This window comes from Mycobacterium sp. NPDC003449 (genome assembly GCF_053588415.1).
On record NZ_JBSFPX010000034.1, the window covers coordinates 11,512 to 33,704 of the forward strand.

Sequence of the window (22,193 nt, forward strand, 5' to 3'; positions counted from 1 at the left end):
ATCAATCCGAATCCGCATTAATGCGCCCGTGTCATGAGCACTGTCCACACTTGGTATTGGACAGCGCTATCCACCGCGCGCATATTCGATGCGGAATGGGCCCGCGACAATCCACACGAAGCGGAGGAAACCGTGACTGATGGCCAATTGAGCATGTACAACACCAAAATCGTGCGCGACGGGGGCGAGCCGGCACGGGTGCGGCTCCGGGAAATCACCCTTCGGCAGCTCGGCCATATGGAGGCCGAGCTGACCATGACCGAAAAGCTGCACCTGGTGCGTCAGTTGGCCGAGGCGGGGGTCGCGGAGACCATCGTTTGGGGAGCCGACGGCGACGCCGACGAGCTGGTCCGGCGCAAGAACGACGAGGGAATTCCGATCGGAATCGGATTCTACGGAAAATCGTTCTTCCGTGAGGAATGGCTCGCCACCCTGGAAAAGGCGCAGAAATGCGGGGCCGATTTCGTCTGTATGAACGGGCGCGGCGCGGAATTCGCCCTCGAGGAATCCGGCTGGACCCGCGAGCAGATGTTACGGGCATCCGTGGACGTGGTACGCGAGGCCAAGGATCGCGACCTGACCATCTCGATCGGACTGTACGGACTCCCCCAGACCGTGCCCGGATTCGTCGAGGAATTCGGCGCATCGGTGTCCGAAGCGGGCGCCGACCGGCTGTACTGCCCGGACTCGCTCGGCGTCGCCAGCCCGCAGGCGATGACCACGGTGATCAGCACCCTGCGCGCGGTCACCACCACCCCGATCGAGGCGCACTGCCACAACGACTTCGGGCTCGGGGTCGCGAACGCCATCGCATGTGTCGCGGCGGGCGCGGAGTTCGTCGAGGTCTTCATCAACGGGATGGACCCGGAACGGTGCGGCATCGCCGCACTCGACGAGGTGGCGGTCTCACTGGAGAAGCTCTACGGCGTCGACACCGGTGTCGATCTGGCGAAACTCACCGAGCTGTCCCGGCTGCACCAACGTCTGACCGGGATGCGGGTCGCCCCCAACAAACCGATCGTCGGCGAGCGCGCCTTCAACTACCGGGTGGCCCCGGTGCAGGGCAAGGGTGAGGCACGCCACGACGGCTTCTACGGCTCGGCGCGGGTGACACCGTTCGATCCCCGCGATGTCGGCAACGCCCGCCACTTCCTGCTCGGCAAGTACTCGGGGGCCAACGAGGTCAGGAAGTGTCTGGACGAGATCGGCGTCGCCGTCGCGCCCGAACGGATCGACCAGCTCGTCGAACTGGTCCGGCTGCACGGTGCCCAGGCGCAGGCAACGGTCGGTGAGGACCGGCTGCGGCATCTCGCCGCGGTGGTGTCATGACGAAAGTGACCTTCGTATCCGAGGATTCGACCGATATCAGCGTCGACGTCGCGGATGGGACGTCGGTCATGCAAGCCGCGGTCGCCCACGGAATCGGTGGAATCCTCGCCGACTGCGGCGGGCAGCGTCAGTGCGCGACGTGTCACATCTACCTGCGGCCGGAGGATTTCGACCGCCTCCCGGCGATGACCGACGACGAGGACGAGATGCTGGAGATCACCGCATCCGAACGGCTGGCCACCAGCCGGCTGTCCTGTCAGGTGCTGGCCGAAAGCCAGCTGGCGGAGCTGGTCGTCGAAGTGCCGGAGCGGCAGCGGTGACCGCCTGCGGGCCGGTCGTCGTCATCGGTGCCGGCCACGGCGGTTTCACCGTCGCCGAGTCCCTCCGGCGGCTCGGCTACGACGGATCCCTCACGCTGATCGACGCCCAGGACAACCTGCCGTACCAACGGCCTCCACTGTCCAAGGCCTGTCTCACCCGTGCCACCGATGCCGCGCCCCTGCCGTTCCGGCCGGCCGGCTACTACCCCGAGCATGGCATCGACTACGTGCGCGGCGATCGGTGCGTGGCGATCGACCGCGCACGCGGCCGGGTGCTGACCGCCGCGGGTAACGAATATCCGTACGCCCACCTGGTGCTCGCCACCGGGGCGTCGGCGATTCCGATGCGGGTGCGCGGCGCCGAGCTCGACGGCGTCTGCTCGTTGCGCACGGCCGAGGACGCCGGGGACCTCGCCGATCGACTCGACCGCGGCCGCAACATGGTGGTGGTGGGAGGCGGATTCATCGGGCTCGAGGTCGCGGCGGCGGCCCGGGCGCGCGGGCTCGCGGTTCTGGTCGCCGAGGCGATGCCCCGGCTGATGACCCGGACCGCGTCGGAGCCGGTGTCAGAGCATGTGCTGCGGGCCCACGAAGCAGCCGGGGTGAGCCTGCGGCTGGACACCCCCGTCGTGGCGATTCACGGCGACGCCGGCCGCGTCGACGCGGTCGAACTCCAGGGCGCAGGACTGGTCACCGCGGACACCGTCGTGCTCGGCATCGGGGTGCGGCCGAGGGTCGAGCTGGCCGCCGCGGCCGGGCTGAGCGTCGACGACGGTGTTGTCGTCGACCGGTACCTGCGCACATCCGATCCGCGGATCTTCGCCGTCGGCGACTGTTGCGCATTCCCGGATCCCTTCAGCGGCAGGATGATCCGGCTCGAGTCGGTGCAGAACGCGACCGATCAGGCCCGTTGCGTGGCAGGCCAACTGACCGGCGACCCCGAACCGTATCGCGTCACCCCGTGGTTCTGGAGCGACCAGGGCGCACTGAAGGTGCAGACCGTCGGGCTCGCATTCGACGGCACCGAACGGATCGTGCACGGCGATCCGGCCGGCGGCCGGTTCTCCGTACTGCACCTGGACGGTGCCGGCGCGCTGGTGTGCGGCGAATCCGTCAACAGCCCGGCCGATCATGTGGCGCTGCGGACCCTGGTGGCCGACCGGCACCGGATCGGCCCGGTCCTGCGCCACCACGACGACGTTTCGTTGAAGATGCTCGCCAGAAGTGTCCGCGATACCCGCAAACGAATGGAGACCATTGATGACCAGCACCGTCGCCCGGCCACTCTCGGAGTTGGTCACTGAGTTCTATGAGACCACGGGGGAATACGAGTCCGACGAGCTGTATGCCCGGTTGGTCGACGAGGATCCGGTGCACCGCACCGTGTACGGATTTCACATAGTCTCGCGGTATCCGGATGCGGTGGCGATCCTGAAGGGCAACAACGCGATCCGCACTCCCCCACCGCTGTCGCACGACGGCTCACCCGAGGACCGGCTGAACAAACACTTCCTGAGCCGTAAGGAATCGCCCGACCATGAGCGGTTGCGGGGCCTCGTCCAGCATGCGTTCTCCCCGCGCGCCGTCAAGATCTACACCGACCAGGTCCGGGATGCGGTGGCCGAATGCACTTCCCTGGCAAGGGAAACCGGTCAGTTCGATATGGCTGCCGACCTGGCCCGGCCGCTGCCGCTGGCGATCCTGTGCCGGATCTTCGGCATCCCGCCCGCCGAGCGTGACCACCTCAGCGATGCGCTGTCGCACCTGATCCTCGCCTATCGCCCGGCCGGCGCCGCCGAGGGTACCGCGGAGTTGGCCGACCGGTCGGCGCAGTATGTCATCGACTGCATCGGCGAGTTGCTCCGGCGGCGTCGGCGCGAGCCGGGAGACGATCTGCTGTCCTCGATGCTGCGGGCCCAACAGGACGGTGCCGAGGTCTCCGACGACGAGATCATCAGCGTCGTCGGACATCTGCTGCAGGCCGGCACTCAGACCACCCGCATTCTGCTGACCAACGGACTGCTCACCCTGACCCGTCATCCCGACCAGCTGGCCCGCCTGCGATCCGACCGGTCGCTGGTCGCATCGGCCGTCGAGGAATGCCTGCGCTACGTGTCGCCGGCGCGGACTCTGCCGATGCGGGTCGCGACCGAGAACATCGAGTTGCCGCACGGCACGATTCGCAGCGGCGAACGCTTCACCGTGTGGGTGATCGCCGCGAACCGTGACCCGGACGTGTTCGTCGACCCCGCGAGGTTCGACATCGAACGCAGCCCCAATCCGCATTTGACCTTCTCCACCGGTCTGCATTTCTGCCTCGGGACAAACCTGGCGCGGTTGGAGGGCCGGGTGGCGTTGGCTGCCCTGCTGGACGAGCTGCCCGTGATCGAGCCCGTCGAATCCCAGATCACCTGGGGCATGGAGGCGCCGCTTCGACCGCTGATCACCTCGATGCCGGTGCGGTGTCGCTGAATGTCGTCGAGACCGCAGAACACCGAGGGCCCGACGATCGGTGTCATCCAGGGCGACGGAATCGGGCCGGAGATCGTCGGCAGCGCTGTGCGGGTGTGCGAGGCCGCGGTCTCGGCGGCCGGCGCCGGCCGTCCGGCCTGGGTCGATGTGCTGGCGGGACGCGAGGCCATCGAGCAGGCCGGCGAGGCGCTGCCGGCCCACAGCACGGGCCTGCTGGAAAAATGTGACGGCGCGGTCCTCGGCCCCGTCGACCACGCGACGTACCCGCGCAGGCCCGACGGGCAACGGCAGAACCCGAGCGGGGAGTTGCGCAGGCATTTCGACCTGTACGCCAATGTCCGTCCGGCACGCACATATCCGGGCGTGCCCAGCGTCGCCGCGGACGCCGATCTGGTCATCGTCCGGGAGAACACCGAGGGTTTCTACTCGGATCGCAATATGTGGCGCGGGACAGGGGAATTCAGCCCCACCCAGGATGTGACGCTGACGGTCGGGGTCTTCACCCGTAAGGGAGTCCGGCGGGTCACCCGCTTCGCCTTCGACCTCGCCGCCCGGCGGCGCCATCAGCTGACCGTGGTGCACAAGGCCAACGTCCTGCCCGACAGCACCGGGATGTTTCGTGACGTCGCGGTTGAGCTGCAGGCCGATTTTCCCTCGGTGGTGGTGCAGGACAGACACGTCGATGCGATGGCGGCGCTGCTGGTCCGCGCGCCGGATACCTTCGATGTGGTGGTCACCGAGAATCTGTTCGGCGATGTGCTGTCGGATCTCGCCGCGGAACTGGTCGGAAGTCTCGGCCTGGCCGCCTCGCTCAACGTCGGTGACCACTATGCGATCGCGCAGGCGGCACATGGGTCGGCCCCCGATATCTCCGGGCTGGGGGTCGCCAATCCCACCAGCCTGATCGTGTCGGTGGCGATGCTGCTGGACTGGCTGGGACACCGCGGCGGCGATCAGCAGCTGACCCGAGCGGCCGAGCTGATGCAGCTCGGCGTGCGGGCCGCCCTGAAATCGGCGCCGACCAGGGATCTCGGCGGCCGGGCGGGCACCGACAGCTTTACCGACGCGGTCATCGCGTCGATCGGCGCGGTGGGACCGTGACGCGCCGATACGACGTGACCGATGCACAGGTCCACATCTGGGCCGATGATCGACCCGACCGGCTCTGGCCGCCGCAGGGACGGGCCCGTGCCCACCGGTTCCCGGCATTCGGGGTCGCGGACCTGTTGCGTGAGATGGACGGGGCCGGGGTTGCCCGGGCGGTGCTGGTTCCGCCGTCGTTCGAGGGGGACCGCAACGATGTCGTGCTCGACGCGGCCGGTCGGTATCCCGACCGGTTCGCCGTCATGGCGCGTCTGGATCTCGCCGCACCCGGGGCCGAACCTCGATTGGACGAGCTCGCGGGCACCCCGGGGGTTCGTGGCCTACGGATGACGTTCCACCGCCCCGAAATGCGGGCCGGCCTCGCGGACCCGGCCAACGACTGGCTGTGGTCCGCGCTAGCCGAGCGGTCGCTGCCGGTCATGGTGTACGCACCGGGTCAGCACGAGGCGATCGGTGCCGTCGGCGCCCGGCATCCGGGGCTTCGTCTGGTGGTCGATACACTCGGCCTCCCTCTCGGCATTCGCGACGCCGAGATCGACCTGCCGATCCGGGAAATCCTGCGGCTGGCCGACAACCCCAATATCGCGGTCAAGGCCACCGCGCTGCCCGCCTACGTCACGGACCCCTTTCCGTTTCGGAGCCTCGCGGACCGGATCCGGCTGGTGCTCAATGTCTTCGGGAGGGAACGGGTGTTCTGGGCCAGTGATCTCACCCGCGTCGCGCACCCCTACCGGCACATCGTGGACTTCGTGCCGGCACTCGACGTCGCGTCGCCCGATGAGCTGGACTGGCTGATGGGACGGGGGATCTGCACCTGGCTCGGCTGGGACGTTACGCTCGCACATATCGAGGAGAACACCGATGCCCGCTGATCCGTTGCCGCTCGTGGTGCTGCCGCCGCAAACCGACCTCACCCGGCGGTGGGCCCGACGACTCGCACACGATGTACCCGAAGTATCGGTGATCGTCGCCGACGATCCGGACGCGGCGGCGGGGGTGCTGACCGACGGCGCCCCTGCGGCTTTCGGCACCCTCGACCGCACGTTGTTGCGGCAGGCACACCATCTCCGCTGGCTGCAGGCGCCGATGGCGGCACCGCCTGCGGGATACTTCTACTCAGAGCTCACCGAACATCCGGTCGTGGTGACCAACCTGCGCGGCACCTACGCCGACCACGTCGCCACCCATGCCGTCGCGATGCTGCTGTCGCTGGCACGCAACCTGCCCACGTACGCGAAACATCAGGCGGCCCATCGCTGGGAACCCGTCCGCGACCTCGATTCGGTGCTGCACCTGCCCGAGGCCGTCGTCCTCGTCGTCGGCCTCGGCGCGATCGGCAGCGAAATCGCCAGGATGCTAGCCCCTTTCGGGTGCACCGTGATCGGCACCGATGCCAAGCCGTCGAACCCAGTGCCCCATGTCGGTGAGACCGGCGGGCCGGAACGCATCGACGACTATCTGCGGCGTGCGGACGCCGTCATCCTCACCGTCCCGCACACACCGGAGACCGAGAACCTCATCGACGAGCGACGCCTGGGCCTGATGAAGCCCGGTGCCCTGCTGGTCAATATCGGTCGCGGACCGGTCGTCGACATCGACGCCCTGGCGCGGGCGCTACACCGCGGTAACCTGCGGGGCGCGGCCCTGGATGTGTTCCCGGCCGAGCCGCTCAACCAGGCTCACCCGCTGTGGGATGCGCCGGGGGTGCTCCTCACACCGCACGTGGCGGCGGTCGGGCCGTACACCGAAGACCGCCGCTACGCCGTGCTCCGGGACAATGCCCGCCGGTTCGCCGCCGGTGAACCGTTGATCAACGTGGTCGACAAGGCGGCCTGGTTCTGACCGGGTGCGCTACCCCTTTAGTGCGTCGGCGGCCGGACCGAGATCGAGGAAGACGGTCTCCCCGTTGGCGTCGTCGAGCCCGTCGTTGTCGGTGACCACGTACAGGTTCTGATTCCCGGCGACGGCGAACCCTTCGACCTTCTCCTGCACGAAGCCGTTGGTGGCCTGCAGGTCAGGGAGCAGGTTGCGGGCCAACGTCTTCGGCAGCACCTGCGGCGCCTGACCGGCCGAGGCCAGCCCGACGCCCTCGGGGATCGCGACGCTGTAGATGGACTTCACCCGAGCGTCGGGACCGTTGAGCTTATCGCGTTCGAGCACCAGCAGCCGCCCGTCGTGGACGGCAATCTCGGACAACCCGATCCAGTCGCCCTCGGCCCGCGTCGAATCCAGTTGGTAGCCGAACCATTCCCACCTATCCCCCTCGGGGGTGTAGCGGCCCAGCCGCACCACACCCTTCGGATCACCCTTGAGCTCGCGCTGCACCGCGACCCAGACGGAATCGCCATCGACCGCAACACCTTCCAGGCCCTGCCCGCCGAGCCCGGCCGCGATGTCGCCGGGCACCGGCACCCGCTTTTCGATCGTGCCGTCGGCGGCGACGTACACCAGCTGGTTTCCTGGGCCCTCCTCACCCTCGACGGCCAGCACGAATCCGCCGTCCGGGCGGGCCGACACGCCCTCGGTGTCGAGCGTGACGGGCTTGCCGTCCTCGGTGATCGCCAGCTCGGTGTCGATCAGGGCCGGCTTCTGGGATACGTCGACACCGAGGACCCGGGCCGGGCCGTAGGCGACGTCGGTGGCGGTGTAGAGCCGGTTCTCGTCGGCGGGGTCGGCCGAGAGCGCGCCGAGCGCACCCCAGCCGATCGGCGCACCGTCGACATCGCCGGACACGATGGACGGGAACGCGGGCTTGCCGCCGGCCGCGGCGAACGGCTCGCCGGAGCCGTAGAGGTTGACCGAGGCCCGCACCCTCTTGTCGGGTTCGTCGGTTTCCGAGGAGATGGCCAGCAGGTTGCGGGACGGGATGGGCAGGACGCCCTCCGGGCCTGGGGTGGTGGGCAGGATCTGGCGGAACACCGGGGCTTTCGGGTCGCTGACGTCGTAGACGGCGACGAAGTTGCTGCGTTCCGAGGCGATCAGCGCGGTGGGCTTACCGCCGAGCTCGGTGATGGCCAGCCCTTCCGGCTCGGGTCCCTTTGCCTCGGCGCGGCTTTCGATGTGCAGGCCGGTGCGCACCGCGAGCTGCTCGAAGCTGTTGCCCGCATCCCAGACCACATCACCGCTGCCGGCGTCGAAGATGGTCCAGCCCCGGGTGCCGCCCTTCCAGTCGCCCTCGTTGGCGGTGGCGATGTGATCGTCGCCGATCCAGCCGATGGCGTCGGGCTCGCGTGGCGTATCGGGGATCGAGCCGGTCTGGTCGATCTTGCCGTCCTCTTTGGTGTCGATCCCTTCGACGGATTCGCTTCCGGCGCTGAAGATCTTCTGGACCTCGCCGGTGCGGCCGTCGACGATGGCGATGCCGTTGTTCTCCTGCAGGGTCAGCGCGACCTGTCCGCGGGAGTTGATGCTGACGTACTCGGGTTCGAGATCCTCGGGGGTGTCCAGGCCCGCGGCCTTGGCGGCCTCGACATCGAAGCCGACCTTGCGGGGCGCCCAGGTGTTCGGCGCCCCCTTGAGGTCGATGAGTTGCAGGAACCCCGTGGGCGGCTGGGGCAGGTCGCCCTCCTCCTTGCCGGGCGGGGTGAATTCCTCGTCGCGCTGGTTCTCCATGGCGATCGCGGCGAACGTGCCGTCGGGGCTGATCGCGATCGAGTCGGGTTGCCCGCCGAGGTCGATGCTGTGCACGCGGGTACGGTCGGAGACCCGCACGATGTCGACGCGGCCCGACGGATGCGGAAAGTCACCGCCGGTGGTGTCGACGACCACCAGGACGAAGTCGCCGACCGCGGCCACCGACGTCGGCTGATCGTCGGCGTGGCCGAGCTCCTTGAGCGAAAGCGTGCCTTTGCCGACCGGTTTGGCGGGATCGTGGATGTCGACGAAGCCGATGCGTTTGGCGGCGGCGTCGGTGTAGATGACGGTGTTGCCGTCGGGGGTGCCGGTCGAGATCTCGGCGACGGTTTCGGCGTCGGCCGGATCCTCGTTGGGTTTGTTCAGGTATACCGGGTAGGTGGCGGTGCGGTGGTAGCGGTCCGCGTCGGGCAGGTTCCAGTCGATCGGCGAGGTCGCCTTCGGGGCGTCGGGAGTGGGCTCGGACTTGTCGTCCCCGGTGCCACAGGCCGCCAGTAGCAGTGCCGCGATTGTGGCTGCCGCCGCGGCCTTGGCGAGATTGCCCGATGTCATCCGTCACCCTCTTCAGTTATCCGCTGTGAGTTCACCGAAGGCTTTCGTGGTCAGGTGAGGGAGCGGTGACGGATAGGTGAATTAACGGCGACAACCCCGTGGACGCCGTCCGCCGGCGGCGCTCGACGCTCCCATGTCGGGCACATCGAAAACCCGATTTCAAGGTTGCGGGTCAATCCTCATTCTCCAGCTTCGGTTGGGGCATCGCGTTCCTGGTGTAGCGGTGTTTCTGCCCGGGCACTCGGGAACGGTTCGGCGGCCCCGGCGTCGATTTCCACGCCACGGCTGTGGACGGGACGAATCCACAGCCCTGACGTCAAAATCGACGCCAAGGGTTCACACCCGAGCCCGTCCCTCAGAGCGGCTCGACCGGTGTTCACAGGGACTCCGGCGGCAGGTACTGGCCGTGGGTTCCCCGGGGGTCGCCCTCCCGGTAGAGCCGGTCCTCGCGCTCGGCGCGCTGGGCGAGCATGTCGCGCTGGAACTGCTCCTGGCGCTGCTGCTCTTCGCGTTGTTGGGCGGCCTTGAGCGCCCAGAACCCGAACCCGGCGAGGATCCCCAGGAAGACCAAAACGGCGATCAGCCAAGGGTGTTCGGTGGCGGTACCCATGAGGAACAGTCCACCGAGCACCGCGGCCACCACCAGCAGAGGACGGCGGTTGGACGTCCGTGCGACGACACCGGCACCGGTGCCGACGGCGACCGAGGATGACGAGCCGCCCCCGAAGAGCGCGGCGAGAATCCAGATCGGCAACCACAGCCCGCAGGTCAGCACCGTCAACACCAGATGCAACCCGTGGCTGGTTCCGCCACCGGCGGATACCGCGACCGCGACCGCCTGGGGTGCGGGTGCCGGGGCCGGGGGCGGGGTTGGCGCGAAATGCTGGGTCCAGCTTTGGCCGTCGTGATAGCGCTGCCCCGGCTGGCCGCCCGGGTCCGGGTACCAGCCCGGCGCTGGTGTGCTTTGACCACTCATTGCCACGTTCCTTTCGTCGACGGGCCCACCGTCGGGCACCGCGCTCACGCGAGCCGATCAGAATGACAGGGGCCACCGACATGTTCGCGATGACGGATCGCTGACGCGTGAGATGTTGCTGCGGTCCGGCCGGCGTGGAAAAAGCTGCCCTGACGGCATCGAGATCGGACCCCGATACATTTGCCGGGCTCCGGGCACTCCCCCGGCCAGGCCACTGCGCTGTTCCGATCAGCACGCGGCGGCGCCGCACAGCGTTTAGCGTGTATCCACCGGACCGCCGTGTGGGCGTTGCCGGAGTTCTGAGCTGTAATTGAGAGGACGCCGAGTTGGCCACCGAGAGCCCAGTCACCCCCGCCACCGCGCCGACGCTGCGCGAACTGACCGTCCGCGGGATCCTGCTCGGCGGATTGATCACCCTGGTGTTCACCGCCGCCAACGTCTACCTCGGCCTCAAGGTCGGTCTGACGTTCGCCACCACCATCCCGGCGGCGGTGATCTCGATGGCGATCCTGCGCAATTTCGCGAATCACTCGATCGTGGAGAACAACATCGTGCAGACCGTCGCCTCGGCGGCGGGCACGCTGTCGGCGATCATTTTCGTGCTGCCCGGCCTGGTCATGGTCGGCTGGTGGACCGGGTTCCCGTACTGGATCACCCTGGCGGTGTGCGCGGTCGGCGGCATCCTCGGCGTGATGTACTCCATCCCGCTGCGCCGGGCCCTGGTGACCGGTTCGGACCTGCCCTATCCAGAAGGGGTGGCGGCCGCCGAGGTGCTCAAGGTCGGCGACAGCAGCGGCGGTGCCGCCGAGAACCGTGTCGGCATCCGGATCATCACGTTCGGCGCGGTGGTGGCGGCCGCATTCGGGCTGCTCGCCAACCTGAAGGTGCTGGCGAATTCGGTGGCCGCCTACTTCCGGGTCGGCGCGGGCGGCTCGATGTTCGGCGCCAGCCTGTCACTGGCCCTGATCGGGGTCGGCCACCTGATCGGGATGACCGTCGGCGTCGCGATGCTCGTCGGGCTGGTCATCTCGTTCGGGATCCTGCTGCCGATCCGCACCGTCGGGACGTTGGGGACCGGCGAGGAGATCGGCGACATCATCGAGGGTGTATTCGCCCACGATGTGCGGTTCGTCGGGGCCGGGGCGATCGCGGTCGGTGCCGTGTGGACGCTGCTGAAGATCCTGCGCCCCATCATCAAGGGCATCACCGAGGCGCTGGCCTCGGCCCGTAACCGCCGCGAGGGCAAACTGGTCGAGCTCACCGACCGCGACATCCCGTTCCCCCTCGTCGCGGGCACCGTGGTGGTGCTGCTGATACCGATCGCCGTACTGCTGTGGGATTTCAGCCGCGGCACGGTGCTGAACGGCGGCTCGGCCGGGATCATCGTGGCGAGCGTGATATTCGTCTTTCTGATCGGCCTGGTGATCGCCGCGGTGTGCGGCTACATGGCCGGCCTGATCGGCTCGTCGAACAGCCCGATCTCCGGGGTCGGCATCCTGACGGTGCTGATCGCCGCGCTGGTGATCAAGGTCGTGTTCGGCCACACCGACGACGGCCAGGCCACCGCGCTGATCGCCTTCACGCTGTTCGTCACGGCCGTCACCTTCGGCGTGGCCACCATCTCCAACGACAACCTGCAGGACCTCAAGACCGGCCAGCTGGTCGGTGCCACCCCGTGGAAACAGCAGGTGGCGTTGGTGATCGGCGTGCTGTTCGGCTCGGCGATCATCCCGCCGGTGCTCAACCTGATGCAACGCGCGTTCGGTTTCCTCGGCGCGCCCGGCGCCACCGACAACGCTCTGGCCGCACCCCAGGCCGCACTGATCTCGTCGCTGACCAAGGGGGTGTTCGGCGGGGACCTGGACTGGTCACTGATCGGACTGGGTGCGGCCATCGGGGTCGGGATCGTCATCGTCGACGAGATCCTCAGCCGGACCACCCGATTCGCCCTGCCGCCGCTGGCCGTCGGGATGGGCATGTACCTGCCGATGAGCCTGACCCTGATCATCCCGCTGGGCTCGGTGCTGGGCTACTTCTACAACAAGTGGGCGGATCGCTCCGGCCGCGAGGTGGAACGCAAGAAGCGGCTCGGCGTGCTGCTGGCCACCGGCATGATCGTCGGGGAGAGCCTCTACGGCGTCGTCTTCGCCGGGTTCGTCGCAGGCACCGGAAACGACGACCCGTTCGCGATCTTCACCGGCAACGACGGCAATATGGCCCAGATCGTCGGGATCGTGGGATTCGTCGCGGTGATCGCGTTGCTCTACAAGGGGGCACGGAGGATCGCGGCGCGCGAGGTGGTGAAGGACTGATCCGATGTCGGTTCGCCGGCGCTGTGGTCACATCCCCCGTCCAGGAGTCAGAAGAACAACGGCGCCAGCAGGAACGCGCCCGACACGACCACGAAATAGGCGATGAACAGCGTGAGTAGGAATCCCATGACGTCGCGGAAGCCCAGGCGGGCGATCGCCAGGAGCGGCAGCGCCCAGAAGGGCTGGATCGCATCGGTGGCCATATCGCCCCAGGCGTAGGCGATCACCGTCAGTTCGGGTGAGACACCCAGGTTCTGGGCGGCCTCGGCGATGTAGGGCGCTTCGATGGCGAACTTGGACCCGCCGGACGGCACGAAGAGGTTGACCAGCCCGGAGTACCAGTAGGTCACCACCGGGAAGGTGTGCTCGTTGGCGATGGACGTGAACCAGCTCGCGATGCGTTCGCTGAATCCGGTGGCCGTGATGATGCCGAGAATCCCCGCGTAGAACGGGAATTGGATGATGATGCCCCACGCGAAGGACCCACCTCGTTCGGCCTGCTTGAGCAGGGATGCCGGCGTGCCGTGCAAGATGATGCCCACGAACAGGAAGATGAAGTTCACGGTGTTGAGGGTGATACCCGACAGCACCCCTTCCTCCAGTCCGGCGAAATGGATGGCCAGGTAGATCAGCCCGATGCCGCCGATCACCATATTCACCCACCGCGAGTTCTCGATGCGCACGGCCGGTGTCAGTCGGTCCGGGGCGGTCGCCGCGCCGGGGCCCTCGGCGCGGACACTCTCCTCGTCCACATCGTCGGCCTCGGCGAGGCCCGCGGGCGGGGGCACGGTCCGCTCCGCTCTCGGGTGCAGCAGTGGTGTCATGACCACCCACAGCACGATGACCACAAGCGTCAGAACCATATTGAACGGCGAGAAGATGGTGTCGCTGACCGGGATCAGGCGACCGTAGTACTGCTCGGCGAAGTTCCCCGGGGTGGCGACCAGCAGCGGCGCCGACGCCGACAGCCCGGCGTGCCAGGTGCCCGCCATCCCCAGATACGCGGCCGCGACCAGCAGCCGGTAGTCGACCTTGGGCTGACGAACGGCCATGTAGCGCACCAGCACTGCCGATCCGATCAACCCGAGCCCCCAGTTGATCAGCACCAGGATCATGCTGGTCGCGGCCATCACCGCGACCGCGCTCTTGGGTCCTTTCGGCCGGGCGGCCACCCAGGTCAGCGCCCGTCGGAATGGCGGTGAGGTGGCCACCACGAATCCGGTGAGCATGATCATGGCCATCTGCATGCCGAATTCGAGCAGCTCCCAGAACCCGTCACCCCACCCGGCGATCAGATCCCCGGCTTTGCTCGCGCCCAGCTCACCCGGCCCGAGGAAGAACGTCAGGATGAACACCACGAACGTCAGCAGCACCACGACCACCCAGGCGTCCGGGACCCACCGCAGGCTCCATCGGCTCAACCCGCCGGCGACGCGCTGTAAGAACGTCTCCCGATTCTGCGTTGCCTGCGACATGGTTTCTACCCTCTCGATGATCGATAGACGACGGTGGCGGCCGCCAGGTCGGTCAGCGCGGTACCGACCGACTTGAACACGGTGATCTCCTCGGCATCCCGTCGGCCGGTGTGCTGCCCGCGGCACAGCCCGGTCAGGGTGGCGTGGATGTCCGCGGAGCTCAGGGCGCCGTCGCGGATCGACTGCGTCAAGTCGCCCGATTCCTCGACCGCAGCCATGGTGTCGACGAAAAGGCTTCCGGTACCGATCAACTCGTCGTCGGCCTCGCGCATATCGGGGCGGAAGCTGCCGATCAGGTCGACATGGGCACCGGGCCGCAGCCACGATCCGCGCAATAACGGCGCCGTCGCCAGCGTCGCGCAGCTGATGATGTCTGCCTCGGCGGCCGCGGACGCCAGATCCGTCACCGCGCGCGCATCGAACCCCTCGTCGCGAAGCCCCACCGCCAGTGCTTGGGCGCCCGCGGGGCGGACGTTCCACACCAGGACGTCCTTGACGGGACGAATCGCGGAATAGGCTTGCGCGGCAAGCGAGGCCACCGCCCCGCTGCCGACGATCAGCAGGGTCTGTGCGTCCGACCGGGCCAGGTAGTCCGCGGCCAGCGCGGCGGTGGCGATGGTGCGCCGACGGGTCAGCTCGGCGCCGTCGAGAACGGCCAGCTGCTCGCCGGTGCCGGCATCGCAGAGCAGATAGGTCGAGTGCAGCGACGGCATACCGTGCTCACGGTTGTCGGGGAAGACGCCGGCGACCTTCACGCCGAGCAAGTCGCCGTCGACCCAGCACGGCATCAGCAGCAGGGTCCCGGCCGTGCCGATGCTGTGGTGGTGACGGGTCGGCACCTCGGCGCCGGACACGAACGCCGAGCGCAGCGCCGGCACCAGCCGGTCGAAGGGCAACCGCTGGGCGATCTCTGCCGCAGGGATCATTCGCACGTTGTCCGCTCCAGGAGTCAGGCGTCGATGGCCAGGTCGGAGGTGGGTACCGCCTGGCAGGTGAGGCACCGGCCCTCGTCATCAGGGTCGGCTTCGGGAACAAGGTAGCGCACAGCCCCGGAAAGCACTGGCACCTCGCAGCTTTCACATTGACCGGTGCGGCATCCGCTGCCGATCGCGACCCCCTGCGATTCGGCGAGGGCCAGCAGACTGCCGTCGGCCGGCGTCCACGTCACGTCACGTCCGCTGCGGACGAAGCGCACCGCGTGGGCGGCGTCGGGCGGGGGTGCCCAGGTCGGCACGGGCGAGCTGAACCGCTCCTCGAAGATGTCGAATCCCGGGACCCCACGGTCGGCCAACCCGGCGCGCAGCTGCCGGATCATGTCGTCGGGCCCGCACAGATAGAACCGGGCCCGCTCGGCGATCATCCCGGTGGCCACATCGTCGGCGGTGATCCTGCCCGCGGCGTCGTAGTCCGGCCCGAGCCGGTCGGTTGACCGGGGCCGGCTGTAGTGGGTGTGCACCCGCAGGCCGGGCAGCGCCGTCTTCAGCTCGGCCACCCGCTGTTTGAACGCGTGGTGTGCGCCGTCCCGGCTGACGTAGTAGAGCGCGATCCGGTCGCGGGCGTGCCGCGCGGCCATGGTCTCCAGGTAGCTGATGAACGGGGTGATGCCGATGCCGCCGGCGATCAGCACCACCGGCAGATCCGGCTCGGCGGGCAGGGCGAACCGGCCGGCGGGGGCCGTCAGCCCGACAGTGTCGCCGGGGCGAAGGGTACGGGTCAGGTGGATCGACACCGGTCCGTCCCCACCTTTCACGGTGATCCGGTAGCCGCGCCGGTCGGCCTGGGTGGCCGGCCCGGACAGCGAGTACGACCTGTTCGCGGTGCCGTCGGGCAGGCCGTCGAGGTGCAGGGTGACGTGCTGGCCGGGCCGAAAGTCCGGTGGGGCAGCACCGTTCGACGGCTGCAGGTGGATCGAGACGGTGCCGGCTGCCTCGGCCACCACGTGTGTCACATCGAACGGGCGCAGGCCCGGCCAGGCCGGTCGGGCTTCGGCGACTGTGCGGATATCGCAGACCAGCGAGCGGTGCGGCATCGAGCCGCTGACCGGGTCGGCGTGATCGGCCGGGACGAGCAGGTTGAAATTGCTGCCGGCGGCGGAGAACGCCGGGTATCCGGGCAGGCCGACGTCGGGGGCAGACTCCCACCACCCGTATTCGGCGACCACCACCCGGTCGTGCAGCGCCGGATCGAGTTCGGCACGCATCCTGACCCGGCCGTGGCGGGTGGCCAACTCCACCCACTCCCCGCCCGCGATACCCCGTTGCGTCGCCAGTGCGGGGCTGAGGTAGACGGTGGGTTCGGCCGCCCGGGAGCGCAGCGATGCGATGCCGCGGTGCTGGGTGTGGCAGAACCGGCTGGTCTTGGTCGAGGTGAGCACCAGCGGGAACCGCGGGTCGGCGCCGTCGGCCACCGGGGAGTCGGCGGGCTCGACGTAGCTGGGCAGCGGGTCGTAGCCGTGGCGCGCCAACCGCTCAGAATACAGTTCCGCCCTGCGGGTTTCGGTGGCGAAGCCGCGGACCTCGCCGTCCGCGAGCGGGTCGGCGTACTTGTGGTAGCGCCTCGGCAACGGTATCCGCATGCCCTCCGGGCGCTCCCGCAGTTCGGCCACGGTGATGGCGAGCGGGTCGAGTATGTGTTGCCAGCCCGCTTCGATGTCGCCGCCGAAAAATTCTTCGCCCAGCCCGAGCCGGGTCGCCAGCGCGAACACGATCTCGGTGTCGGAGCGGCTCTCGCCGACCGGCGGCACCATCCGGCGGCGCAACTGAATCCGCTCCTGCGCCTCGTGGCTGATCTCGAATCCGGTCTTGAGCGCTTCACGCTCCCACGGGCTGTTCACCGGCAGCACGATGTCGGCGAGCTCGGCGGTCGGGTTCATGAACAGGTTGGCGTGGACATGGAAGTCCAGGCTCCGCAGCGCGTCGCGACCCCGGACCGGATCGGCCTGGGAGACCAGCAGGTTCGACCCGAACCCCATCAACGCCCGTACCGGGTAGGGCTTTTCGTCGAGGATCGCGGTGTACAGGTCTCGGGCGGTGACCCAGCCCTGCGACGGCGGGCCGAGGGGCCGTTCGTCGACGCCGAGCGCCTTGGCCCGTTGCGCGCCGAGCTGGTCGAAGCCGGTGACCGGGTTGACCGGCGCCGCGGGATGAATCACGTTGCCGCCCAGGGCGTCAAACGAGCCGGTGAGCGTGTACAGGCAGGCGATGGCCCGGTCGGTCTGGGTCGCGTTGGTGTGCTGACCGACGCCGGACCAGCTGTGGTAGGCCACCCGCCGCGCGCCGGCGATCGCGTCGGCGAGGGCGGCGATGTCTTCCTTCGGCGCCCAGGTGACGGCCTCTACCCGCTCCAGCGGCCACTCGGCGCACAGCTGCCGGTAGCGCTGAAAGGCCGTGGTGCAGCGCACCTCACCGGTACGGGTGGGTACGACGACCGTGCCGTCCAACACCAGCCCGTCCGGTGCGGGCCGGCGGGTGTCGTAGGGCACCACATCGCGGCCGTCGAAGCCGACGTAGGACTCCGCCGGCAGCCCGGTCACCGCCAGGTCGGCACCGCGCAGGAAGCGGCCGGTGTCCTCCCGCACCAACAGCGGGCCGTTGCTCCACCGCCGGATGAACTCCTCGTCGAACCGGCCCGCTTCGATGAGCCGGTTGGCCACCCCGAGGGCCAGCGCGCCGTCGGAGCCGGGCCGCACCCGCACCCACAGGTCGGCCTGCGCGCCGCTGCCCGCCGACCGGGGATCGATGACCGCCACCCGCGCGCCGCGGGCCCGGGCGGCCGCGACCGCGGTGGACTGGGCCAGCCAGACGCGGGCCGGGTTGTGCCCCCACAGGACGACCAGGTCGGTGTTGGCGTAGTCGGCGGTGGGAATGCCACGGCCGAACGTGAAGGCGTGCGCATGATCCTTGTGCCAGTTGCAGATTTCGGTCGCGTAGGAGATGTTCGGGCTGCCGAAGAGCCGGATGAACCGCTCCACCCAGTCGATCCCGTCGGAGATCGGGGTTCCGCTGGGCGACGTCACCGAGAACGCGACCGCCTCCGGGCCATTCTCGCGGCGAATCTCGTCGAACCGGCTGGCGATCTCGGCCAGCGCCTCGTCCCAGCCGATCTCGACCCAGCCCGGATCGTCGGCGGTCTTCGGATTGGTGCGGCGCAGCGGGCGGGTCAGCCGGCGCGGGCTGTGCACGATCTCGGGAGCGGCCCGGCCTTTCGGGCACAGCGCGGCACCGGTCGGATGGTCCGGATCGGGCGCGACGGACAGCAGCCGATCGCCCTCGACGGTGTACACCGCACCGCACCGCGAACGGCACAACGTGCAGTACCCGTGGTGGCGCCGGATGGGCATGCCCCTCCTCAGTAGCCGGTAATCGATTACCGATAAGCGGCTATAGTTGTACCTTGGCAATACTCTGTCAAGCGGTCGGCGATCGGAGGGGCAATTGAGCACGGCTCTGCGTCGGGTGAGCCTGCGCGAACAGGCGCTCGACGTGTTACGTCAGGCGCTGGTGTCCGGCGAGATCAAGCCTGGTGACATCTATTCCGCGGCCGCCCTGGCCGAGCGGCTCGGGGTCTCCAACAGCCCGGTGCGCGAGGCGATGCTCACGCTGGTGCACGAGGGGTTGATGGAGGCGGTACCCAACCGGGGGTTCCGGGTGGTACCGCTGGCCGATACCGATCTCGACGAGATCTACCAGCTGCGGTTGCTGCTGGAGGTGCCCGCCATGACCCAGCTCGCCGAACGCGGCATTGCCGACGACCGGGATCGGTTGAATGCGCTGGCCGACGATATCGAACAGGCCGCGGCCGATCGTGACGTGATCCGGTTCCTGGAAGCCGACCGGGCGTTTCACCTGGAACTGCTGCGGCTGCTCGGCAACGCGCGGCTGGTGTCCATCGTCGCGAACCTGCGGGACCAAACCCGTCTGTACGGCTTGAAGGCGTTGGCCCGGCAGGACAAGCTCGGCGCGTCGGCGGCCGAGCATCGTCGGTTACTCGCCGCGATCGACGCGGGTGACGCGCCCGGCGTGGAGCGGCTCACCCGCGCACACCTCGAACACACCCGCGGCGAATGGGCCGGCGGGGACCAGTGAGCTCGGGTCTCGGCCGCTCACCGTGGCACGACCGTAATGGCGCATCGAGGCCCGTTCGCTCCGGGCAGCCGCGCATCCGCGGTAACCAGGGCGCAATCCAGATTCTCGGCAAGGGCGACATACATCGCGCCGTACGCCGTCACAGCGGCCCGCAGTTCCCACACCCGTTCCAACAGAGGCGAAGCGGCATAGCGGATCAGCCCCAGCCTCCCCCAAACATTCAATGCCCGGCGTGCCCGTTCGGAAGCCAATAGGCCGGCGGCGGCCTGCCGACGCAACACACTGACCACTTCCGCATCCACCAGGTGAGGCACGTGAACCGATTCCACGGCGAGGAGTCGGCGCGCCTGCCCATCATTCAGCAGTGCTGAGATAGCCGCCGACGCGTCGAGCACGATCATCTACGTTCGGAATCCAGCTGCTCGACGATGGTTTCCGCCGCGATGTCGAGATCGGGCAAGGTGGCGATCAACGCGGCGTTGTCGACTCGCCGGGTCGCCGCGTCAAGTTCACGGATCGCGACGGCTGTCACCGAGGTACTCGCTGCGCGCGCCATCCGTTCGAGACGATCCACGATGTCGTCGGGAACATTCCGCAGGTGAAGAGTCCGCACAGATTGATTGTAGCCAGAACGCTTGCCATCTGCTAGCAGATTGCTAGCGCCCCCTTCGTCGCTATACCGCATCGTCGAGATCCCAGTACTGCGCGGCCTGTTTCAGGACCTGTCGCTTGTAACGCGACCTCAACTTGTCGATCGCCGCGACCGTTCGCGCCGTCATTTCGTCTCGAATACCGCTCTGCGCGTGAGCGAATGGGATGAACGCACGCAGCAGGTCGGGCGCGTCGAGCGCGATCTCCAGCGCAATGTGGTCGTCGTAATAGGGCGAGCCGCCGATCACGTGCTCGATGCGCGCCGCGCTCCATCGCAGCGGATCACCCGGACCGGACTCGATGAGTTCCAACAGCACCTCCCGATGGCCGGGGTCGGTGAACGGTGCCGCGGAATCGGTGGCGAAGAAGTTGTCGCACAGCTCTTCGGCGGCCGGCCAGTCAGTGGGTGGCCGATGTGCACCCCCTTCGGGCAGCTGCCGTACCAACCACCCAATCAGGGCCAGGGACTGCGGCCAAGTGTCGGTCGCACGGCTGAATGTTGGCTGGGCGAGCGCATCCTCGATCCATGTCCGGGCATCCGCGGGCGCCATCTCAACGACGCAAGTGTCATTCCTGGATTCCGCCGCGTGCGCGAGACCCTCGTCGATCGAGTAGAACACAACGGCGGCGTCAACGACACCGGACAGTGCGTTGTGGTCGATCAGAACGGCCGCAGTCAGCTCGTGTCTGCCGTTGAGTCGCGCGCCGATCACGAGTTCGTCGGCGTCGCCGAGCACATCAGCTATGCGCACCGTGCGGTATACCTCGACCTGCGAAAGACCGGTGATCCATTGCGGTAGAGGGTCGTTGCGCTCAGCCACCGCGTCTCGGCATCGCTGCCGGACCTCTGCATCGTCGACCAGAAGTTCGGCCAACACGGCCAGCAACGCCGTGGTCTCCCGATTCGGCTCACCGATCATGCCGTCCACGACCCCTCGTTTGTCTCTCATACGCGGAGGCTACTCAGGGGCGGTGACATGTCGGCCGTTTCGCTCACGGATCAATGCCGGAGCGGCATCGATCGATGTCAGAAAGGGATTAGACCGCCCTTCAAATCCTGCGTAGGTTCACGCTCAACGATCAGGCCGCAAGCCGGCGCTATCGGAAAGAGGTCGATGCACACCACACGGCGCAACATGCTCCTGGGAACGGCGGCCACCGTCGCCGCCGCCGTCACCAGCGCATGCTCGGAATCGTCTCCGCCCCAAGCATCCCCGCCCCTGCCCGGGTCGCCGCCCCAGCCGCCGTCGTTCCGGCCGAACCTGCGCTATCCCGACCCGGCGGTCGAGATCCTCGACCCGAGCTTCGCCAAGTATCGGATCTTCTCGAGCACCCTCGAACAGGTCGCCACCGGCATGCGCTGGGCCGAGGGCCCGGTCTACTTCCCCGACGGCGGTTACCTTCTGTGCAGCGACATTCCGAACAACCGGATCATGAAGTTCGACGAGAAGGACAACAGTTTCACCGAGTTCCGCAGGCCCGCCAACTATTCCAACGGCAACACCCGCGACGGCCAGGGCCGGCTCGTCACCTGTGAGCATTCGGTGACCCGCCGCATCACCCGCACCGAGGAGAACGGCGACATCACGGTGCTGGTCGACAGTTTCGAAGGCAAACCGCTCAACGCACCCAACGACATCGTTGTGAAGTCCGACGACACCATCTGGTTCACCGATCCGCTGTTCGGTATCAACGGCGAGTGGGAGGGCAGCCCCGCCGATCCCGAGCAGGCCACCACCAACGTCTATCGGCTCACCCCCGACGGGCAGATGACGTCGGTCATCACCGATCTGGTCAACCCGAACGGCCTGGCCTTCTCCCCCGACGAGAAGAAGCTCTACGTGGTTGAGTGGAAACCCACCCCGAACCGCAGCATCTGGAGCTACGACGTCGCCGACGACGGCACCGTCTCCAACAAGACCAAGCTGATCGACGCGGCCGACCAGGGCGCGTTGGACGGTTTCACCGTGGACCGCGACGGCAATCTGTGGTGCGGGTGGGGCAGCAACGGCCTACTCCAGGACACGCCGACCGACGTCGACGGCCGCAAGGTATTCCAATTACGCGGCAAGCCCGAGGATCTCGACGGCGTCATGGTGTTCAATCCGCAGGGTAAGCCGATCGGCTTCATCCGGCTGCCCGAACGGTGCCCCAACCTCACCTTCGGTGGGCCGGAAAACAACCGGCTGTACATGGCGGCCTCGCACTCGATCTATGCGCTGTACCTCGAGGCGTTCGGCGCGACCTAGCGTGACCTAGCGGTATGACGACAGTGCCGCTCGGCG

The 22,193-nt window shown here is 68.0% G+C and carries 18 protein-coding genes; 10 read left to right on the forward strand and 8 right to left on the reverse strand.

Features of this window, described 5'->3' with window-relative positions; genetic code table 11:
• Positions 1 to 132 precede the first annotated feature (132 nt).
• Genes ACWDTP_RS11900 through ACWDTP_RS11930 form a run of 7 tightly spaced genes read left to right on the forward strand, consistent with a single transcriptional unit; the run spans position 133 to position 7,067 of the window.
• On the forward strand, positions 133 to 1,329 hold the full coding sequence (locus ACWDTP_RS11900) for a hypothetical protein (protein WP_450019790.1): 1,197 nt from the start codon (positions 133 to 135) through the stop codon (positions 1,327 to 1,329).
• Entirely contained in the window at positions 1,326 to 1,649 is a 324-nt protein-coding gene (locus ACWDTP_RS11905; RefSeq protein WP_450019792.1) for a 2Fe-2S iron-sulfur cluster-binding protein, read from the forward strand. The genes ACWDTP_RS11900 and ACWDTP_RS11905 overlap by 4 nt, the downstream gene beginning before the upstream one ends.
• The gene (locus ACWDTP_RS11910) at positions 1,646 to 2,953 is read left to right on the forward strand and encodes an NAD(P)/FAD-dependent oxidoreductase (RefSeq protein ID WP_450019794.1); all 1,308 of its coding nucleotides are present in this window, start codon (positions 1,646 to 1,648) and stop codon (positions 2,951 to 2,953) included. Before ACWDTP_RS11905 ends, ACWDTP_RS11910 begins: the two co-directional genes overlap by 4 nt.
• Complete coding sequence (locus ACWDTP_RS11915; protein ID WP_450019796.1) at positions 2,910 to 4,121, forward strand: cytochrome P450; 1,212 nt, start codon at positions 2,910 to 2,912, stop codon at positions 4,119 to 4,121. The genes ACWDTP_RS11910 and ACWDTP_RS11915 overlap by 44 nt, the downstream gene beginning before the upstream one ends.
• Positions 4,122 to 5,222, forward strand: a complete 1,101-nt coding sequence (locus tag ACWDTP_RS11920; RefSeq protein WP_450019798.1) for an isocitrate/isopropylmalate dehydrogenase family protein — start codon at positions 4,122 to 4,124, stop codon at positions 5,220 to 5,222.
• Complete coding sequence (locus ACWDTP_RS11925; protein WP_450019800.1) at positions 5,219 to 6,097, forward strand: amidohydrolase family protein; 879 nt, start codon at positions 5,219 to 5,221, stop codon at positions 6,095 to 6,097. The genes ACWDTP_RS11920 and ACWDTP_RS11925 overlap by 4 nt, the downstream gene beginning before the upstream one ends.
• On the forward strand, positions 6,087 to 7,067 hold the full coding sequence (locus ACWDTP_RS11930) for a D-2-hydroxyacid dehydrogenase (protein ID WP_450019802.1): 981 nt from the start codon (positions 6,087 to 6,089) through the stop codon (positions 7,065 to 7,067). The genes ACWDTP_RS11925 and ACWDTP_RS11930 overlap by 11 nt, the downstream gene beginning before the upstream one ends.
• Positions 7,068 to 7,076: 9 nt before the next feature.
• Here ACWDTP_RS11930 and ACWDTP_RS11935 read toward each other — a convergent pair whose 3' ends face one another.
• Entirely contained in the window at positions 7,077 to 9,410 is a 2,334-nt protein-coding gene (locus tag ACWDTP_RS11935; protein WP_450019804.1) for an esterase-like activity of phytase family protein, read from the reverse strand.
• Positions 9,411 to 9,786: 376 nt separating this feature from the next.
• The gene (locus ACWDTP_RS11940) at positions 9,787 to 10,386 is read right to left on the reverse strand and encodes a DUF2510 domain-containing protein (RefSeq protein WP_450019806.1); all 600 of its coding nucleotides are present in this window, start codon (positions 10,384 to 10,386) and stop codon (positions 9,787 to 9,789) included.
• Positions 10,387 to 10,712: 326 nt separating this feature from the next.
• On the opposite strand from ACWDTP_RS11940, the gene ACWDTP_RS11945 reads away from it, so the two are divergent.
• On the forward strand, positions 10,713 to 12,698 hold the full coding sequence (locus tag ACWDTP_RS11945) for an OPT family oligopeptide transporter (RefSeq protein WP_450019808.1): 1,986 nt from the start codon (positions 10,713 to 10,715) through the stop codon (positions 12,696 to 12,698).
• Positions 12,699 to 12,745: 47 nt separating this feature from the next.
• On the opposite strand, the gene ACWDTP_RS11950 is transcribed toward ACWDTP_RS11945, so the two are convergent.
• From ACWDTP_RS11950 to ACWDTP_RS11960, 3 genes are read right to left on the reverse strand one after another with little or no spacing between them, the layout of a single operon-like run.
• Positions 12,746 to 14,173 carry a short-chain fatty acid transporter gene (locus ACWDTP_RS11950; RefSeq protein WP_450019810.1) on the reverse strand — a complete coding sequence of 476 codons (1,428 nt, stop codon included), beginning with the start codon at positions 14,171 to 14,173 and terminating at the stop codon, positions 12,746 to 12,748.
• 5 nt (positions 14,174 to 14,178) lie between these two features.
• Positions 14,179 to 15,099 carry an ornithine cyclodeaminase family protein gene (locus tag ACWDTP_RS11955; protein WP_450019812.1) on the reverse strand — a complete coding sequence of 307 codons (921 nt, stop codon included), beginning with the start codon at positions 15,097 to 15,099 and terminating at the stop codon, positions 14,179 to 14,181.
• A 23-nt stretch (positions 15,100 to 15,122) separates the two neighbouring features.
• A complete protein-coding gene (locus ACWDTP_RS11960) occupies positions 15,123 to 18,512 on the reverse strand; it encodes a molybdopterin-dependent oxidoreductase (protein WP_450019814.1) in 3,390 nt (1,129 codons plus the stop codon).
• Positions 18,513 to 18,606: 94 nt separating this feature from the next.
• Here ACWDTP_RS11960 and ACWDTP_RS11965 point away from each other — a divergent pair, with 94 nt between their 5' ends.
• Positions 18,607 to 19,257, forward strand: coding sequence for a GntR family transcriptional regulator (locus ACWDTP_RS11965; protein ID WP_450019816.1), 651 nt, complete (start codon positions 18,607 to 18,609; stop codon positions 19,255 to 19,257).
• A 17-nt stretch (positions 19,258 to 19,274) separates the two neighbouring features.
• On the opposite strand, the gene ACWDTP_RS11970 is transcribed toward ACWDTP_RS11965, so the two are convergent.
• From ACWDTP_RS11970 to ACWDTP_RS11980, 3 genes are all read right to left on the reverse strand, one after another.
• Entirely contained in the window at positions 19,275 to 19,658 is a 384-nt protein-coding gene (locus ACWDTP_RS11970; RefSeq protein ID WP_450019818.1) for a type II toxin-antitoxin system VapC family toxin, read from the reverse strand.
• Positions 19,655 to 19,870 carry an antitoxin gene (locus tag ACWDTP_RS11975; protein WP_450019820.1) on the reverse strand — a complete coding sequence of 72 codons (216 nt, stop codon included), beginning with the start codon at positions 19,868 to 19,870 and terminating at the stop codon, positions 19,655 to 19,657. Before ACWDTP_RS11975 ends, ACWDTP_RS11970 begins: the two co-directional genes overlap by 4 nt.
• 61 nt (positions 19,871 to 19,931) lie before the next feature.
• Positions 19,932 to 20,858, reverse strand: coding sequence for a hypothetical protein (locus ACWDTP_RS11980; protein ID WP_450019822.1), 927 nt, complete (start codon positions 20,856 to 20,858; stop codon positions 19,932 to 19,934).
• A 165-nt stretch (positions 20,859 to 21,023) separates the two neighbouring features.
• On the opposite strand from ACWDTP_RS11980, the gene ACWDTP_RS11985 reads away from it, so the two are divergent.
• Positions 21,024 to 22,157 carry an SMP-30/gluconolactonase/LRE family protein gene (locus ACWDTP_RS11985; RefSeq protein WP_450019824.1) on the forward strand — a complete coding sequence of 378 codons (1,134 nt, stop codon included), beginning with the start codon at positions 21,024 to 21,026 and terminating at the stop codon, positions 22,155 to 22,157.
• Positions 22,158 to 22,193 lie beyond the last annotated feature (36 nt).